We start from the raw sequence: 17,294 nt of genomic DNA on the forward strand, positions 1-17,294 counted from the left end.
TATGAGCTTAGAAGAACAAGTAATGGCGGGAATGAAAGAAGCCATGAAATCAAAGAATGAAGCTTTATTACGTGGCTTACGTGCTATAAAAGCAGAAATCATCAAGGCTAAAACGGAGCCAGGTGCCAATGGACAGATTTCAGCAGAAGGTGAATTGAAACTTTTGCAGAAGCTGGTAAAACAAAGAAGAGATTCACTGGAAATATTTCAGCAACAAAACAGAACTGATCTCGCCCAGAAGGAACAGGAAGAAATTACTGTAATAGAACAATTCCTTCCCAAACAACTTGAACCGGAAGCGCTGAAAAAAATAGTAGCTGAAATCATCGCAAGCGTTGGCGCTGCTGGTCCGCAAGATATGGGCAAAGTAATGGGAGTAGCGAGCAAACAACTAGCCGGACAAGCAGACGGCAAAGCAATTTCTGCGGTGGTGAAGGAATTATTAAGTGCGGGATAGGGGGCGTGAATGGTCAATGGTGAATAGTGAATGGTTGATCTATTGATTAGTTAATTCACTACTAAATACCATACATTCACCATTCACAATTCACAACAGACAATTCACAACTTTACCAATGATTATCGACATTCTCTTCATCATCTGTATGGTATTTGCCATTTTCAAAGGCTACCGCAATGGGTTGATTGTTGCTGTATTTTCATTGGTTGCTATTATTGTGGGACTGGCAGCGGCGATGAAATTATCGGTATTTGTTGCAGAGAGATTAGGAGAACATATATCTGTTTCGAAATCCTGGCTTCCGTTTATTTCATTCGCTCTGGTAATGATAACAGTGGTTATACTGATCAGATTAGGGGCTGTAGCCTTACAAAAAATGGCTGAACTGGTATTGTTGGGATGGGTAAATAAACTGGCCGGGATAGCACTTTATGGGGTTTTATATATGCTGGTTTTAAGTGTTTTGTTGTTTTTTGCTGAAAAATTGCATTTACTCGATACCAATACCATCACAGCATCAAAAACCTATCCCTATATACAACCCTTGGGGCCAAAAACATTAGATGGAATAGGTAAACTTATACCCTTATTTAGTGATATGTTTGAGCGCCTTTCCTCCTTTTTTGAATCAGCAGGTAAAGCGCATCAAGCAGCGCCTTAATATCTGCAACTATTTAAACATTCGTTTTTACTGTTAAATCAGTATTTTAGCGAGAAAGGAAGACAATCTGAGAACCGGTTTGATCGTTTCTCAATATGTGAATGCTTTTTCTTTTATTTGTGCTGGCCATAAGCTTGCTTAAGAAACGAACCCAATGAATTACGAGATTAAACATCAGGATAAATTTAAGTTCATCGAAGAAGGGGAAGGAGAACCCTTGTTATTATTACATGGCTTATTCGGCGCACTGAGTAATTTCAGGGATCTGATTGAACATTTCAGACCAAAATACAAGGTTGTGGTACCTATGTTGCCACTTTTTGACCTCGATATTTTTCATACATCTGTTGGCGGACTTGAAAAGCATGTCCAAAAATTTATTGAGGCGAGGGGGTATACCGGTATTCATTTATTGGGTAATTCTCTTGGCGGACATGTGGCATTGGTGCATATTTTGAAGCATCCGGAAAAGATCAAATCGTTAATTCTTACGGGAAGTAGTGGACTCTTTGAAAACGGTATGGGAGATAGCTACCCAAAAAGGGGTGACTACGAATATATTAAAAAGAAAACCCAGCTTACTTTCTACGATCCAAATACTGCCACCAAAGAATTGGTTGATGAAGTGTTTGAGATAACCAATAACCGTATAAAAGTCATTAAAATTATTGCACTTGCTAAAAGTGCAATAAGAAATAATCTTGGTGAAGAGTTAAACCAGATCAAACAACCTACATTATTAATTTGGGGTAATAACGATACTATTACACCACCTTTTGTAGGAAAGGAATTCAACAGACTCATTCCAAACAGCGAGTTGCATTTTGTAGATAAATGTGGTCATGCTCCAATGATGGAAGTGCCGGCTGAATTTAACCAGATACTGGATGGATTTTTGCATAAAATAAGTGCCGCTCCGCAACCTTAACAGGTAAGGAAACGTATATATTGTCAGAGGAGGATTTCTTATGCTCGCATCGCAACTAATCAATACTGGATTTCCGGCTGTTAATCTTTTCGATAAAGTGTCTTTCGCACTTCAGTTAATGGAAGATTATGACCTCCTGCAAATACCCGTATTAAGCGAAGAAAAATATGCTGGTCTGGCTGAAAAAGATGATCTGCTCGATTCCGATGAAGAGAGTCTGGTGGCTTCACTGGAGCAATCCCTGAAAAAAATATCTGTAAAAGGTGAAGAACATTTCTTAGTGGCCCTCAAACTGGTGGCAGAAAACGAATTAAATATACTTCCGGTAATTACAGAACAACAAGAACTTGCTGGTATTATTCCGCTTAAGTCTTTGATGATGCATGCTTCAAAGTTTCTGGGCAATGAAGAAAAAGGTGGTGTAATTGTTTTGGAAACAGATAAGCGCCATTTTTCTTTTGGAGAAATCAGCCGCCTTGTTGAAACCAATGACGCCTATATCACACAACTCAACACCTATCCCGAAAGCGATACGGGACTTGTAATTGTTACCATTAAGATTAATAAAGTGGAGGTTTCTGATATAGTGGCCACTTTCCAACGCTATGATTATATAGTGCGTTATTATTTTGGTGAAGAACAATATGCCAATGAACTGAAAGAAAACTACAACCATTTATTGGCCTACCTTAATATGTGATTTCTTTTCCTGATTTTACTTGTATGGATTAAGATGGCTAAGAACCAGCTTCTAGCTTTTAGCCTCTAGCTGCTAGTCTCGCCAAGGGCGAGATGTTGCTTATTTAACTTTCTGCTTTTGATGAAATAAATCTGAGGGCCTTCGAATTAGATAATTTAAAATTAGCTGGTTAAATAAAAATATTTGATTGCTGTTCTTGCACTACTGTTATTAATAGAACACGGATTTTCATGATTTTCAAGATTTATCATGATAGATCTTGAAAATCATGAAAATCCGTGTTCCATCATACGAGACACTATAGTTCGCAGTTAGATTTCCTGGAGGATAATTGCTTGTAGCTTGAGGCATGTAGCTTGAAGCCCAATTCCCCGTCAGGGAAAGGCTAAGATATAAGAACCATCGATCAATATTCTGTACAGTCGATAGAGATTCTTCCTGTAACTTGATTGCTCATAATTTCAACATGAAAAGAAGAGCCTTTATTAACCTGTCTGTAGTAACCGCCGGAACTGGCGCAGTAATAGGATTAAACGCCTGTTCAACAAATTCAACTACCAAAAGTGATCCGGGTAAACTGCTTGAGAACCTGGAACCCATGACAAAAGATATCCAGCCAATTACCGTTGAAGAGCGAAAACAGCGCATTGCAAAAGCGCAAAAACTATTGGCAGCAAATAAAATGGAAGCATTGATCATTGATGCAGGTACTGCCATGCTTTATTATACCGGTATTCGCTGGGGAAGAAGTGAACGTACCATGGTGGCAATAATTCCGGCTGTAGGTGAAGTGTTTTATATATGCCCGGGTTTTGAAGAAAACCGTTTACGGGAGCTGATAAAAATTGGGCAACAGGTATATGCGTGGCAGGAGGATGAAAGCCCTTATCAATTAATCATCCAATCATTACAATCTGCGGGTATCAAAGGTGGTAACCTGGCAGTTGAAGAATCGCTAAGGTTTTTTATCATGGATGGGGTACGTAAGCTCGCACCGCAATTTAATTTTGTGAGTGGCGACCCGGTTACCATACCGTGCAGACTCATAAAATCTCCGGCAGAAATTGCTTTAATGCAGAAAGCAACAGATATAACAGTTGCTGCCATAAAAATTGGCATCAGCAGTTTGTATGAAGGAATGTTACCTGGTGAATTTTCAGAAATTGTAACAAGGGCGCAGAATAAACTGGGTGGCAGCAGCGATTTTGCCATGGCAAATTTTGCAGAAGCATCCGCCTTTCCGCATGGTAGTACGCAACCACAGCAACTCAAAAAAGGAGATATTGTATTGATGGATTGTGGCTGTAGGGTAGAAGGATATTCCTCTGATATCAGCAGGACCATCGTGTTCGGCGCACCTCCTACCAAACGTCAGCAGGAAATTTGGGATCTGGAACAGAAAGCCCAAAGTGCAGGTTTCAAAGCTGCGCAAATAGGCAAACCTTGTGAGGAAGTAGATGCAGCAGCTAGAAAAGTTATTACAGACGCGGGCTTCGGTCCGGGTTATAACCTACCCGGTTTACCGCATCGTACAGGACATGGTATTGGCATGGATGGGCATGAATGGGGTAATATGGTAAAAGGAAATAAATTGCTGTTGCAGTCTGGTATGTGTTTTAGTATTGAACCCAATATTTCTATTGTGGGAGAATTTGGTGTTAGACATGAAGACTGTGTTTATATGACTGAATCGGGTCCTAAATGGTTTTCACAACCTTCGCCATCTATCAGCCAGCCATTTGTTTAGACTGATTAAGTTGTATTAAATAGCTTAATTAAAAGTTGATTATTTAGCCACAGATTCACAGATTAAACAATAATAATCTGTGAATCTGTGGCTAAAATTTATAATGAAATACCCATTTGCCACTTCAACCTCAATACACAGTATTACTTTGTAAGTACCGATTCCCCTATTTTTACAAATTCTGACCGTAATACCCGGTGATGTACATGAGGCTGATTTTCTTTTATTGTTTATTACTGATAACCGATTCGCTGTATGGTCAGGAAACGGATTCTGCATTTATTCCACAAAGAAGTCTTTCTGAACTGGTAGCTTCAAGAAGTATTTTTCAAACAATTGGTGAAGTACAGGTACAGGGCAATAAAAAAACGAAAGCGTATATAATTCTACGTGAAATACCCTTTAAGAAAGGAGATAAAATTGCTGCAGACGATCTGGAAAAATTATTGGTCCAGGCCAAACAGCAAGTTATGAACACCTTACTTTTTGTTGATGTAAACGTATATGTAGCTGCCAAAAGAGGGAATGTATTAATCATCAACGTGGAGGTAAAAGAACGCTGGTATTTTTTCCCGCTTCCCTATTTTAAACTGGTTGACCGAAACTTTAATCAGTGGTGGGTTGATCAGAAGAGAAGCCTGGAACGTGTAAACTATGGACTAAAATTCATTCAAAACAATCTAAGTGGAAGAAACGATAACCTCGATATCTGGTTTATCAATGGTTACACACAACAATTAGCGGTTCGCTACGACAGGCCATTCATCGATAAGCAACTAAAAAAGGGTTTTAATATTGGCTTTAGTCGAGGCACTCAAAAAGAGCTGAATTACGCAACGGGAGATAACAAGCAATTATTTAGCCGTCAGGAATATATTGTAAGAAAATATACGCGATTAGATTTTACCTATTCTTACCGACCAGACGTTCGCAACAGACATTATTTCAAAGTATCTTATAATAATGAGCAACTGGCAGACACAATTCTAAAACTCAATGCTAATTATTTTCCTGGAGGAGGCGCTAGTTTTAAATACATAGATTTTAATTACCAGTACAAATATTATAATGTTGATTACATCCCATATCCATCTAATGGTTTTCAATTTGAAGGAAATCTTTATAAACGTGGATTAAATAAACAAAGCAATTTATGGCTTACAAGTGCAAGGGCTGTGTTTGCCAAGCCTATCGGCAAAAATGGATTTCTCCACATGGAAGGTGTTGGTGTTTTAAAACTGCCATTTAATAATGTTTATTTTAACCAAAAACTGATCGGATATGGTTTTAGTACTCTGCGTGGATTAGAATATAATGTGGTGGATGGGGTTGCGGCCGGTATATTAAAAACCAGTTTACATAAAAAAATATATGGTTTTATTCTTCGGAACCCATTTCCAAGTAAAACACATGATAAAATACCTATTCGCTTCTTTTTAAAACTATACGGCGATCTTGGTTATGGATATAATACCAACCCGGTAATGTCCAATACCCTGAACAATAAACTCTTACGAACCTGGGGTATTGGACTGGATATTGTTTCGATCTATGATTTTGTATTTAAAATTGAATACAGCTTCAACCAACTGGGTCGCAATGGCTTATATTTACAGAGCAGAAATGATTTTTAAATCGGATACCCGTTTAACAGACAATCATGAAAATTGCTATTTACAGTCGTGGCCTCGATGCTGATATGGGTAACCCCTTATTGATATTACTCGATGAACTGGCACGATATGATGCCAAAATATATATTTACCAGCCCCTGATTGCCAGTATGCAAATACCGCTGAACCTGGCAGAAAAAATGATTCCTTTCTATAGTTCCTCAGATCTTAACCAGGAAATAGATTGTTTAATCAGCCTGGGAGGCGATGGTACCATTCTTGATGCTGTTACGCTGGTGCGCGATACAGGAATCCCGATTCTGGGTATCAACTTCGGAAGGCTGGGATTCCTGGCCAGTATCAGTCCGGAAGAGCTGGGTAGTGCTGTAGACGCTCTTTTAAACCGAACTTTTGTTGTCGACAAACGGACCCTGATACACCTCGACTCAAATGAATCACTTTTTGGTGACGCGCCTTACGCGCTCAATGAATTTGCTATTCATAAGCGCGATATATCTCCCATGATAAAAATTCATACCTACCTGAATGGTGAATTTTTAAATAGTTATTGGGCGGATGGACTCATTGTATCAACACCAACCGGATCAAGTGGTTATAACCTCAGTTGTAATGGTCCAATATTGTTTCCGGAATCGGCAAGTTTTGTAATTACACCTGTAGCCCCACATAACCTGAATGTAAGACCCATTATTGTACCCGATAATAACGTGATCTCTTTTGAAATTGAAGGCAGGGCTGATCATTTTATCTGTGCACTTGATGCCAGACGGGAAATTGTGTCAAAATCAGTTCAACTGGCAGTAAGAAAAGAGAAATTTACGGTAAGTCTTGTCAGATTGAATGAAAACAGCTTTTTATCTACTTTGAGGAGTAAGTTGACCTGGGGGTTGGATAAGAGGAATTGAGGGGAGTCTGGAAGTCCGAAAAACGGAAAGTCCGGAGGGTGGGCAGCAATAGAGTTAAATTAATTATCTGCTATTTGAATGAGGCAATCTTTTCCATTCTTTTAGGAGAAACGGTGATTTGGCCGGTTATTTGTAGTAAAATCTTTAAGCTAAATCGAGAGAAATTAACTTTTATAGTAACATTTTTTGATGCTATTTTACAGAGATGTAAGCACCCGATAGACCTATGTTTAAAAAAGCGATCATTACAGCAGCGTTAATTATTGGTTTGCACGAGGCAAATGCACAGCTTATGGAAAGCTTTGTGCACCAGGGAGAAGTGGGTGTTTCAGTGGGTGCCGCCCATTATTTTGGAGACCTAAACCCGAATATCAAGGTTAACCGACCTAAAATAGCGGCAGGAATATTCTTTCGTAAACAAATCAACAACTATGTAGGTGTTCGGGTATCGGCAGATTATGCCATGCTCGGATATTCAGACGTTTATAGTGATAATGCCGCTCAGCGTAGGCGAAACCTGAGTTTTAACAGTAATGTCTGGGAACTGGCAGTAGCTGGCGACTTCAACTTTTTTCGCTTTCAGCCAGGGTTTAAAGGATATCATTATACGCCATATGTCGGATTAGGGGTTGGCGTATTCTCTTATGATCCCTATGCGTACCTGAATGGCGAAAAAATTCAGCTAAGGCCATTAGGCACTGAAGGACAGGGTAGTTCTTTGTACCCAAATCTTAAACCATACAATCCAATAGCTATCAGTATACCGTTTACTGTTGGCTTTAAATATGCCTTGAACGAGCAAATGAACGTTTTTGGTGAATTTACCTACCGTTTCACCAATACCGACTACCTGGATGATGTTAGTGGCTTATATGCCCCAGATGCCTTCCCACCATTACCCGATGGCTCTCCTTCACCTGCTTTTCTGCTGCAAGACAGAAGCTATGAAACAGGGGGTTCTATTGGTATAAAGGGCAGACAAAGGGGGAATAGCCCTCAAAAAGATGCATTCGCCACCTTCAAAGTAGGGGTTTCCTTCAGTTTACAGTCGTATAAATGTCCTACTGCGACCACCCGATAAGCTATTTTGGGCCGAAAAAAGGGTAAACAGGCAGATTTCCTGGTAATTAAATCTGCTCAACCCATTGATTTTGTTAATTTCGCAGCCTTAATACCGTAGGGAACGACCATGGAGTCAGCACTTATTGCACAAATAAATAAAGAACGCCTGCCAAAACATATTGCCATTATTATGGATGGAAATGGGCGCTGGGCAGAAGAAAAAGGACAGGAAAGATTATATGGCCATTTTCATGGTGTAGAAAGTGTACGCAATATTGTAGAAGGCTGTGCTGAATTAGGCATTGGCTATCTAACCCTTTATGCATTTAGTACCGAAAACTGGGACCGCCCCGAACAGGAAGTAGAGGGCTTGATGGCATTATTGGTGGATACCATTCGCAAAGAAGTACCCACCCTTAACAAAAATAATATCCGCCTCCATGTAATCGGCGACATGCAAATGTTACCCGATTTTGCAAAGAAAGCATTGGATGAGGCGCTTGAAATGACATCAACTAATACCGGGTTAAACCTCGTGATGGCATTGAGTTATAGTAGCAGGTGGGAATTGGTAAATGCCGTTAAACAGATTGGAATGGATATTCAGTCCGGTAAAATAGCCCCAGAGGCAATTACCCAGGACACTTTACAGCAATACCTGTCTACCAGCAAATTCCCTGATCCAGAGCTAATGATCCGCACTAGTGGTGAATATCGGATAAGTAATTTCCTGTTATACCAATTGGCCTATGCCGAACTCTATTTTACCAATACCCGTTGGCCCGACTTCAGAAAAGATCATTTATATGAAGCCATCCTCGATTTTCAATCCAGAGAACGCAGGTTTGGAAAAACAGGTAATCAGGTACAGAATGAGGCAACACTGGCTCAATAACAATCCAAATCTCATTTAATAGTAAAATAAGCTGGTTGATTTAACAAAGACTTTTAATAATTCCCGTTAATTTGCCCCGCTTAGATAACCCAAAACCATTGCAAAGACTGCTGTAACAATACATCAGCCAGTTGAAGAACAAATAGAATCCGGATGCAGAAAGTGTACAAATTTTTAGTGTTGGCTTTAGTATCGTCACTGGCAGGCAACTTTGCTTACGCACAGGAGGTAAAAAAAGATACGGTAATCACTTCAGTAGATGCTGATCTGCTCAATATCTTCAACCAACGAACACCAAAAAAATATAAAGTCTCTGCCATTAAGGTTACAGGGAATAAATTTTTTGACGAGAACCTGTTGATTTCTATCGCCAATATTAATGTAGGCGATGAAATTGCCATTCCGGGTGGGGATGCTTTTTCGAAAGCTATTACCAAACTCTGGGAACAGAAATATTTTAGTGATGTTGAAATCTTTATTACCAAACTGGTTGATAAGGAAATTGAAATTGAGATCGCAGTATTAGAAAGACCCCGCTTGTCAAATTTCTTCTTTAAAGGAGTACGTAAAGGAGAGTCGGAAGATCTAACAGGTAAAACAGGGTTGGTTCGTAACCGTGTGATTACCGAAAACATGAAGATCTCTGCTATAGAAGCTATCAAAAAATTCTATGCAGAAAAAGGATACCAGAACGCATCTGTTAGAATTGATGAAAGAGCGGATTCATCTTTCGATAATACCCTGATTCTCGATTTTGTAATCAACAAAGGAGCCAAGGTAAAAATCAATAATATCAATTTCGGAGGTAATACGGTTGATGCATCTAGACTTAAAAAGCAACTCAAAGGAACCAAAGAAAAATCAAGACTTACCCTCAACCCAAGTTTCGATAGCGGTCAGATTGTAACGGTTCAGCGTTATGATTTTGAACAATACTGGAGAGAAAAAGGATTTCTTACCCTTAGCAAAACCAAGAAAGTATTGGATCCTTATGCTCGCATAAAATTATCTTCAGCAAAATTCGATCGTCAGAAATTTAGTGAAGACAAAGAGAGTTTGCTGGAATATTATAATTCATTGGGCTTTCGTGATGCTCTCATAGAAAAAGATACTGTGTATTATAATAAGGCGGGTAATATCAACATTGATTTAAAGATCAATGAAGGACGTAAATATTATTTCGGAGATATTACCTGGAGAGGAAATACCAAATATTCTGACTCGGTACTTTCTGCTATCCTGGGTATCAGAAAAGGAGATATTTATAACCTGGATGTACTGAATAAAAAACTGGGTAAATCAGCTTCACCGGAAGGGCTTGATATCAGCGGGCTTTACCAGGATGATGGCTACCTGTTTTTCAGAACGGACCCGGTTGAAACTGCGGTATACAACGATACCATTGATTTCGAGATAAGAATCATTGAAGGTCCTCAGGCGACCATCAAGAATATCCGCATCAGCGGTAACGACCGAACAAAGGAGCACGTAATTCGTCGTGAGCTTAGAACCATACCTGGTGAAAAATTCAGACGTACCGATCTTATTCGTTCTCAGCGTGAGATTGCTCAGTTGAACTATTTTAACCAGGAAAAAATTGGTATTAATCCGATTCCGAATCCGGAAGATGGTACTGTGGATATCAATTATAGTGTAGAAGAAAAATCAAGTGACCAGTTAGAATTGAGTGCAGGATGGGGTGGTGTAATTGGTTTAACAGGTACACTTGGTGTATCCTTTAATAACTTCTCCATTAGAAATATCTGGAAGAAATCTGCATGGGATCCATTGCCAATGGGTGATGGCCAGAAACTAAGTTTGCGTGTGCAAAGTAATGGTAAGGCATTCCGTTCTTATAACTTCTCATTTACCGAACCATGGTTAGGGGGTAAGAAAAGAAATGCGCTAACATTCAGTATTTATAATACCCGTTTTGGCCAGACATTCGATCCAAATACAGGTATATTCGATCCAAATATTTCAAAAACAAGCTTTATCTCAACAACAGGCGCTACTATAAGTCTTGCCAAGCAGTTAAAATGGCCAGACGATTTCTTCTCATTGTCTATCGGGTTAAACTTTACCAGGTATAAATTGAGTAACTATGCGATTGATCCGATAAACCTGCCTGGTTTCGACAACGGTAACGTACACAACTTCAACTTAAGAATCGCATTACAGCGTTCTTCTGTGGATCAGCCATTGTTCCCGCGTTCTGGTTCAAACTTTATGTTGAGTTTAGCGGTAACGCCACCATATTCATTAATTAATCCAAACATAACAACGGCATCAAATCCATACCGTTGGGTAGAATACCATAAGTGGCGTTTTAATGGTGAATGGTTTGTGCCATTAGGTAAACCACATGGAGAAGATAGAAACAAGCAGTTTGTATTGAGGGCCTCAGCTAAGTTTGGGTTCCTGGGTAAGTTTAATAAGAACCTGCAAATCTCTCCATTCGAGCGTTTCCAGGTGGGTGATGCAGGGTTAAGTAACCAGTTTGCGTTATTGGGTTATGATATCATTGCGCATCGAGGATACCCTGTTTATGATAACTCAAACCCTAAAATCAACCCCGATCAGCAGTCTGCAAGACAATATTTTACAATTTTTAACAAATACACCATGGAGCTCAGGTATCCATTGAGCCTGAATCCGAGCAGCACCATTTATGGGCTTGCATTCTATGAGGCTGCTAATGGTTGGTTTAATATCAAAGATTATAATCCATTTAAGCTTCGCAGGTCTGTCGGACTGGGTATGCGTTTCTTCCTGCCGATGTTTGGGTTGCTTGGATTTGATTATGGCATAGGATTGGATAGGTTTTCTCCGAATGGTTCAATGAAAGATGCAGCAAGGTTTACCTTTATGCTGGGCTTTGAACCGGAATAAACCTGAACCCTAAAAAAATTTTATGAAAAAAACCTTACTCTTTACCCTGTTATTGGTATGTACAGCCCTTGTAACACAAGCACAGCAGCGTTATGCTATCATCGACACAAAATATATCCTGGAGCGTATTCCGGAGTATAGGGATGCAGATAAAAAACTGCAGCAGGTAGGTGAGCAGTGGCAGAAAGAGATCGATGATAAACAAACCCAGCTTGATAAAATGTATAAAAACTATGAGGCTGAACAGTTTATGTTAACCGAAGAGCTCCGGAAGAAAAGAGAAGATGAACTTTTTGTTAGGGAAAAGGAAATCCGAGATCTTCAAAAAAAGCGCTTTGGCTATGAGGGCGACCTGTTTAAAGAGCGTCAGCGCCTCATAAAACCGGTACAGGACAGGGTTTACAATGCCGTTCAGAAAATGGCATTGGCCCGTTCTTATGATTTTGTACTGGATAAAAGTGAAGGAATTACCGTTATATTTGCCGACCCCAAGCTGGATAAAAGTGATGATATCCTGAAAGAACTGGGGATTAAATAAGTAACTAAAACCAAATTTTCACAAACCCTCTCTACAATGAAGAAATTATTACTTGTGTGTGTGACTGTAGCGGCAAGCTTACTGTTCTCCAACAATGCTCAATCACAGGTTAAGATTGGCTATTTCGACGAACAAACACTTTTGAGCCTGTTTCCTGGTATCAATAAAGTTGATACATTGATGAATTCTTATGTAAGAGATTCATTAAATGTTGAATACGCTTATTCTGTGAAAGAATACCAGCGCAGAGACAGCATCTTCAAAAAAGATTCTGCTTCTATGCCCGCAAAAGCAAGAGAAATGGCAGTAGATGAACTGAATCAGTTCTATTACAAAATTGCTAACTGGCAGCAATATTCTCAGGAAATGCAGCAGGATAAAATGGATCGTTTGTTGTTACCATACAGACAGCAAATGGTAGCTGCATTGCAGCAGGTAATTGCCGAAAATAAATACACTACTGTAATAAAATCTGAAGCATTATCGCCATATGCAGAACCAAATATTCTGGATAATCTGACCATACGTACAGCAATCAAATTAAAATTAGAATTGCCACAACAATGGGCTGATGCCTGGAAAGCTGCAGGTGGAACCATCCCGGGAGCTGCAGGAAATAAACCAGCTGCAACGCCTCCTAAAAAGAACTAACTTACCTTATTGTATATGAGATTTATTATAAACCCGCCCATTGTGGCGGGTTTTTTGTTGAATTTTAAAGGAATTCTAATATGCGTTTATAAATGATATGTTTAGTTTAGTGAAAAGCCCCACTTATGAAACTGCTGCTTATTGTTGTTGGCATGCTTTGCCTGAATTTACTGAATGCCCAGGATTATTTAAAACAGGGGGATGCCTGTTATAATCAAAAAAATTATAGTTGCGCCTATGATAATTATATGAAAGGCTATGAGGCCAACCTCTCGGCAGTAAAAAATATTCTTTTCTTCCGTATCGGCTATTGCCTGAATAATATGAAACGATATGAAGAATCTAAAGTTTGGTTAAGGCGTGCATTAAATGAGAAAACAGAACTCGACCCAACCTGGTCACTAGCTTTTGCGCATTATAGTACCTATAAATACGACTCTTCAGCAATCTATTATATACGTGCGTATGGATTGGCTACTACAAACGAACAAAAGAAAAACACATCCTATTATGCAGGGTTATCCTATTTCTATAACAAGAATTATTCGGGAGCAAGCACTCAGTTTAATACCTGTCTTAAACACGATTCTACCGATATCAATACAAATACCTATATAGCCAGAACCTATTTCTCCCTGAAAAATTACACAGCTTCAGAATCAGCCTTCAAAAAACTCCTGTCGCTTTCGAAAGACTCTATAAACATAAGCTATGCATATAAAATGATCGGCGAAACAAAATACGCTCAAAAGAAATATGCTTTGGCTATCCCTGATTATAATACAGCACTGGCCTATAACCCGAAAGACAAACAAATCATTGGTTATATTGGAGATTGTTATTTAAACCTGAAGATGAATGATTCCGCCAAAATAACGTACCAACTGGCAATTGATCTCACGAAAAAACAGCAAAAGCCACTCTTTAGCGATAGCATTTTTATTGGGGAAATGAATAAAGGCCTGTTAGGTGTTTATGCAAATGAGAAAGATACTGCCAATGCAATTAAAAAACTCGCAGAAATCATGCGGTATGATATAGAGCAAGAAGGTTTTACCAATGCACTTGATATCCTTGTTTTCAAAAGAAAAGACCTGAAATCACTTGAAACCTTGTTAACACCGATGATTGCTGCGTATAAAAAATATGAGATGAAACCAGAATTGGCATGGTTGTATAATAATACAGGCCTGCTGTACGACTATCATAAGCAACAAGTAAAAGCCAACAACTATTATAGATTGGCGGTGCAGGCAAACTATCCTCCGACGGAATACATTGGAGCAGCATTAATAAAAGGATTGGTCAAGGATAAAAAATATAAAGAAGCTTCAGATAGTATCAGTAAATGGGAAGTAGTCCCAAATGCATATCCTAATTTATACAAACCCTTTATCCTGAATATGAAAGGGAGGGTTGCCTATGCGCAAAATGATACCGCTACCGCGGCAAAGCATTTCAAAGAAGCTATTAAAACCAGCTACTTATCGCACGATGCTAATTTATTCGTAGGGAAAATGCTGCTCGACAGAAAAGATAGCGCCGGCGCATTTAATTATTGGTCGAGAATTACCAGCAGCAAAAATTTTGGTCTGGAACAGGATCTGGAAATGCAGGTGTATAAGTTTATGGGTAAACAATATTTCGAAAATGCATCAAAATACCCTGCTTCTGCCGCTAGTTCCTATACAAATGCAGCAGAAATATATGATAAAATATTTTCGATAGACAGCAATCAGGCACTGACTCGTTTGTATGCCGGGGTTACACACCTACAGTTAAAACGTATTTATACCGGCAAATCGCATTTACTTAAAGCGGCTGATTTATACCAAAAGAAGAAAGATACACTGGCTATTGTTTACCGTTGGCTTGGTTACGCAGAAATGCGGGGAGAAACAATGCCAAATTATACAAAAGCATTCGAGTACTATCAAAAAGGTGTACAGGCTAATCCCTCCGATTCAAGTATAATCAACGATATGGCGACAGCCTATTACCAGCAAAAAAATTATACAAAAGCTGCAGAAACCTTTGGTAAAAATACCGGTATCTATAAGAGCATAAACAATAAAGCAATTGCTTATTACAATAAAGCACTCAGTTATTATATGAATAAACAGAAAGCGGAATCTTTGGTGGAAGTGAATAAAGCACTGGAGCTGAACCCGCAATACGCTGATGCCAAAAAACTAAAAGCAGAACTCGAAAAACCCACTCAATAAAGGATATCATACCTTTGTATTATGGCAACAATAAAACCCATCGGGGTTTTTGATAGTGGTTATGGCGGACTTACTGTTTTAAAAGAAATAGTAAAAACACTGCCTCAATACGATTACCTGTATTTGGGTGACAATGCACGCGCCCCTTATGGACCAAGGTCTTTTGATACAGTATACCAATATACCCTTCAATGTGTAAAATGGTTTTTCTCACAGGGTTGTGAGCTGGTTATTCTTGCCTGTAATACAGCTTCAGCAAAGGCTTTAAGAACCATACAACAAAACGATCTTCCAGGCATTGATTCGCATAAACGAGTATTGGGTGTAATCAGACCCACAACAGAAATAATCGGACAATACAGCAAAACAGGTGCTGTTGGTATTCTGGGAACTTCAGGAACAGTATTGAGCCAAAGTTACCCCATAGAAATAGCCAAAAGCTTTCCCGCCGTCAAAGTATACCAGGAAGCTTGTCCGATGTGGGTGCCCCTGGTTGAGAACAATGAATACAATAAGCCCGGAGCCGATTATTTTATTGATCAACACCTGAAACAGTTATTTGGTAATGCACCCGATATTGATACGCTCTTATTGGCTTGCACACATTACCCGCTTCTGCTGGATAAAATAAGAGCATTTGCCCCCGCTGGTACAACCATACTCTCACAGGGCGAAATAGTAGCCAATAGCCTAAAAAACTACCTTGAAAGACACCCTGAAATAGCAGCGCTTTGTACAAAGCAGGGAACCAGAACCTTTTATACTACTGATTCTGTGAGCGATTTTGATAGCCATGCAAGCATTTTCTTTGGTGAAAAACTCTCATCAAAGCATGTTGAGCTTTCATAATAAGCGATATTTGTGCTGATAATCAATCGATTAAAAAAACATCTTTGTTTTTTTACTTGTTTTTCGATGCTTTTTTGTAGTTTTGCCGTCCTTTCACAAACAGCAGTATGGTGACTGCCGTAATGAAATGAAACAAGATTATAGGGTTAGTTAAAAAAACGTAATTATGAAACGTACATTTCAACCGCATAAGCGCCGCCGTAAATCTGTTCACGGATTCCGTAAGCGTATGCAAACTGCAAACGGTCGTAAAGTATTGGCCAGCCGCAGAGCGAAAGGCCGCAAGAAACTGACAGTTTCCAGCGAGAAAGGATTAAAATAAAATCATCCGGTTCAGTCTTCAGGTTTTGAACGACTGACAATGAAAATATAAAGTCCCGCTTTACGGCGGGACTTTTTTAGTTTAGTGTCTGGCAATGAAATCATTTAGTTACAATAAAAAGGAAAAACTGAAGAGCAGAACACAGCTCGAAGCCATATTTGCTTCGGGTAAAAGTTTTTCTATATTTCCATTAAAACTGTTTTTTATTGAATCTAATGCCAGTACCACTGCACCTGTGCAAGCAGGGGTAGGGGTGAGTGCACGGCATTTCAAAAAAGCAGTTCATCGTAACCGTATCAAAAGATTATTACGTGAAGCATACCGGTTGGAGAAACAGTCATTGTTGGAAGATTTACAACTTCAACAAAAAAGGGTTTCAATTTTCATCTTATACATTGATAAGGAATTGCCAACTTATGAGGTAATAAGAGCGAAGATGAAAGACAGTTTAGCAAAACTGCAGCAGAAACTAAGCAAAAACAATTAGCGCAATAATTCGACACCTATTCATGAACATATTGCTTCGAATACTTAGCTACCCTTTTATTTTCCTGATTCGTATTTACCAATACGTAATCTCACCGGCCCTTGGCCCAAAATGCAGGTTTACACCCACCTGTTCACAATATGCCATTACCGCATTACAAAAACATGGATTATTCAAAGGAGGCTGGCTGGCCATAAAACGCATCAGTAAATGCAGGCCCGGCGGCGGCCATGGCTATGATCCGGTGCCGGACAGAGTAAACAGAGAAACATGAAACAGAGAAATAAGGAATAAGAAAGTGAAGTTCAACATTACTTTCTTATTCCTTATTTCTCTGT

At 39.2% G+C, this 17,294-nt stretch carries 17 protein-coding genes; all 17 read left to right on the plus strand.

Features of this window, described 5'->3' with window-relative positions:
* The first annotated feature begins 1 nt into the window (after position 1).
* The 17 genes from ACH30E_RS03115 to yidD all read left to right on the plus strand — a co-directional run bounded on the left by ACH30E_RS03115 (position 2) and on the right by yidD (position 17,230).
* Entirely contained in the window at positions 2 to 457 is a 456-nt protein-coding gene (locus ACH30E_RS03115) for a GatB/YqeY domain-containing protein (protein ID WP_294988643.1), read from the plus strand.
* 118 nt (positions 458 to 575) lie between these two features.
* Entirely contained in the window at positions 576 to 1,121 is a 546-nt protein-coding gene (locus ACH30E_RS03120; protein ID WP_490823623.1) for a CvpA family protein, read from the plus strand.
* 154 nt (positions 1,122 to 1,275) lie between these two features.
* Complete coding sequence (locus ACH30E_RS03125) at positions 1,276 to 2,049, plus strand: alpha/beta fold hydrolase (RefSeq protein ID WP_490823624.1); 774 nt, start codon at positions 1,276 to 1,278, stop codon at positions 2,047 to 2,049.
* A gap of 40 nt (positions 2,050 to 2,089) precedes the next feature.
* Positions 2,090 to 2,749 (plus strand): CBS domain-containing protein, encoded by a 660-nt coding sequence (locus ACH30E_RS03130; RefSeq protein ID WP_294988632.1) that lies wholly within the window; start codon positions 2,090 to 2,092, stop codon positions 2,747 to 2,749.
* Positions 2,750 to 3,215: 466 nt separating this feature from the next.
* On the plus strand, positions 3,216 to 4,496 hold the full coding sequence (locus ACH30E_RS03135; RefSeq protein WP_490823625.1) for a M24 family metallopeptidase: 1,281 nt from the start codon (positions 3,216 to 3,218) through the stop codon (positions 4,494 to 4,496).
* Between the two features lie 200 nt (positions 4,497 to 4,696).
* Positions 4,697 to 6,130 (plus strand): POTRA domain-containing protein, encoded by a 1,434-nt coding sequence (locus ACH30E_RS03140; protein WP_490823626.1) that lies wholly within the window; start codon positions 4,697 to 4,699, stop codon positions 6,128 to 6,130.
* 26 nt (positions 6,131 to 6,156) lie between these two features.
* The gene (locus ACH30E_RS03145; RefSeq protein WP_294988627.1) at positions 6,157 to 7,035 is read left to right on the plus strand and encodes an NAD kinase; all 879 of its coding nucleotides are present in this window, start codon (positions 6,157 to 6,159) and stop codon (positions 7,033 to 7,035) included.
* Between the two features lie 226 nt (positions 7,036 to 7,261).
* Positions 7,262 to 8,116 carry a type IX secretion system protein PorG gene (porG, locus tag ACH30E_RS03150; protein WP_294988625.1) on the plus strand — a complete coding sequence of 285 codons (855 nt, stop codon included), beginning with the start codon at positions 7,262 to 7,264 and terminating at the stop codon, positions 8,114 to 8,116.
* A gap of 108 nt (positions 8,117 to 8,224) precedes the next feature.
* Positions 8,225 to 8,992, plus strand: coding sequence for an undecaprenyl pyrophosphate synthase (uppS, locus tag ACH30E_RS03155; RefSeq protein ID WP_294988621.1), 768 nt, complete (start codon positions 8,225 to 8,227; stop codon positions 8,990 to 8,992).
* Positions 8,993 to 9,145: 153 nt separating this feature from the next.
* Positions 9,146 to 11,884: a BamA/OMP85 family outer membrane protein gene (locus ACH30E_RS03160; RefSeq protein WP_490847323.1), complete on the plus strand. Its 2,739-nt coding sequence runs from the start codon at positions 9,146 to 9,148 to the stop codon at positions 11,882 to 11,884.
* Between the two features lie 22 nt (positions 11,885 to 11,906).
* Positions 11,907 to 12,422, plus strand: coding sequence for an OmpH/Skp family outer membrane protein (locus tag ACH30E_RS03165; RefSeq protein ID WP_294988618.1), 516 nt, complete (start codon positions 11,907 to 11,909; stop codon positions 12,420 to 12,422).
* Between the two features lie 36 nt (positions 12,423 to 12,458).
* Positions 12,459 to 13,073: an OmpH/Skp family outer membrane protein gene (locus ACH30E_RS03170; protein ID WP_294988615.1), complete on the plus strand. Its 615-nt coding sequence runs from the start codon at positions 12,459 to 12,461 to the stop codon at positions 13,071 to 13,073.
* Positions 13,074 to 13,198: 125 nt separating this feature from the next.
* Positions 13,199 to 15,298 (plus strand): tetratricopeptide repeat protein, encoded by a 2,100-nt coding sequence (locus tag ACH30E_RS03175; RefSeq protein ID WP_490823627.1) that lies wholly within the window; start codon positions 13,199 to 13,201, stop codon positions 15,296 to 15,298.
* A 21-nt stretch (positions 15,299 to 15,319) separates the two neighbouring features.
* Entirely contained in the window at positions 15,320 to 16,147 is an 828-nt protein-coding gene (gene murI / locus ACH30E_RS03180) for a glutamate racemase (RefSeq protein ID WP_490823628.1), read from the plus strand.
* Positions 16,148 to 16,313: 166 nt separating this feature from the next.
* Positions 16,314 to 16,469 carry a 50S ribosomal protein L34 gene (gene rpmH, locus ACH30E_RS03185; protein WP_026774417.1) on the plus strand — a complete coding sequence of 52 codons (156 nt, stop codon included), beginning with the start codon at positions 16,314 to 16,316 and terminating at the stop codon, positions 16,467 to 16,469.
* 94 nt (positions 16,470 to 16,563) lie between these two features.
* Positions 16,564 to 16,956: a ribonuclease P protein component gene (gene rnpA, locus ACH30E_RS03190; RefSeq protein WP_490823629.1), complete on the plus strand. Its 393-nt coding sequence runs from the start codon at positions 16,564 to 16,566 to the stop codon at positions 16,954 to 16,956.
* 22 nt (positions 16,957 to 16,978) lie between these two features.
* Entirely contained in the window at positions 16,979 to 17,230 is a 252-nt protein-coding gene (yidD, locus tag ACH30E_RS03195) for a membrane protein insertion efficiency factor YidD (protein WP_490823630.1), read from the plus strand.
* Positions 17,231 to 17,294: the final 64 nt, after the last annotated feature.

This window comes from Sediminibacterium sp. FW305-C-61, assembly GCF_058231065.1.

What these genes read in the sequence shown, in the direction of transcription:
- ACH30E_RS03175 (WP_490823627.1), top strand. Translation starts at nt 13,199, where the DNA reads ATGAAACTGCTGCTTATTGTTGTTGGCATGCTTTGCCTGAATTTACTG.
- uppS (WP_294988621.1), top strand. Translation starts at nt 8,225, where the DNA reads ATGGAGTCAGCACTTATTGCACAAATAAATAAAGAACGCCTGCCAAAA.
- ACH30E_RS03170 (WP_294988615.1), top strand. Translation starts at nt 12,459, where the DNA reads ATGAAGAAATTATTACTTGTGTGTGTGACTGTAGCGGCAAGCTTACTG.
- ACH30E_RS03130 (WP_294988632.1), top strand. Translation starts at nt 2,090, where the DNA reads ATGCTCGCATCGCAACTAATCAATACTGGATTTCCGGCTGTTAATCTT.
- ACH30E_RS03135 (WP_490823625.1), top strand. Translation starts at nt 3,216, where the DNA reads ATGAAAAGAAGAGCCTTTATTAACCTGTCTGTAGTAACCGCCGGAACT.
- ACH30E_RS03115 (WP_294988643.1), top strand. Translation starts at nt 2, where the DNA reads ATGAGCTTAGAAGAACAAGTAATGGCGGGAATGAAAGAAGCCATGAAA.
- porG (WP_294988625.1), top strand. Translation starts at nt 7,262, where the DNA reads ATGTTTAAAAAAGCGATCATTACAGCAGCGTTAATTATTGGTTTGCAC.
- ACH30E_RS03120 (WP_490823623.1), top strand. Translation starts at nt 576, where the DNA reads ATGATTATCGACATTCTCTTCATCATCTGTATGGTATTTGCCATTTTC.
- ACH30E_RS03165 (WP_294988618.1), top strand. Translation starts at nt 11,907, where the DNA reads ATGAAAAAAACCTTACTCTTTACCCTGTTATTGGTATGTACAGCCCTT.
- yidD (WP_490823630.1), top strand. Translation starts at nt 16,979, where the DNA reads ATGAACATATTGCTTCGAATACTTAGCTACCCTTTTATTTTCCTGATT.
- ACH30E_RS03160 (WP_490847323.1), top strand. Translation starts at nt 9,146, where the DNA reads ATGCAGAAAGTGTACAAATTTTTAGTGTTGGCTTTAGTATCGTCACTG.
- ACH30E_RS03140 (WP_490823626.1), top strand. Translation starts at nt 4,697, where the DNA reads ATGTACATGAGGCTGATTTTCTTTTATTGTTTATTACTGATAACCGAT.
- ACH30E_RS03125 (WP_490823624.1), top strand. Translation starts at nt 1,276, where the DNA reads ATGAATTACGAGATTAAACATCAGGATAAATTTAAGTTCATCGAAGAA.
- murI (WP_490823628.1), top strand. Translation starts at nt 15,320, where the DNA reads ATGGCAACAATAAAACCCATCGGGGTTTTTGATAGTGGTTATGGCGGA.
- rpmH (WP_026774417.1), top strand. Translation starts at nt 16,314, where the DNA reads ATGAAACGTACATTTCAACCGCATAAGCGCCGCCGTAAATCTGTTCAC.
- ACH30E_RS03145 (WP_294988627.1), top strand. Translation starts at nt 6,157, where the DNA reads ATGAAAATTGCTATTTACAGTCGTGGCCTCGATGCTGATATGGGTAAC.
- rnpA (WP_490823629.1), top strand. Translation starts at nt 16,564, where the DNA reads ATGAAATCATTTAGTTACAATAAAAAGGAAAAACTGAAGAGCAGAACA.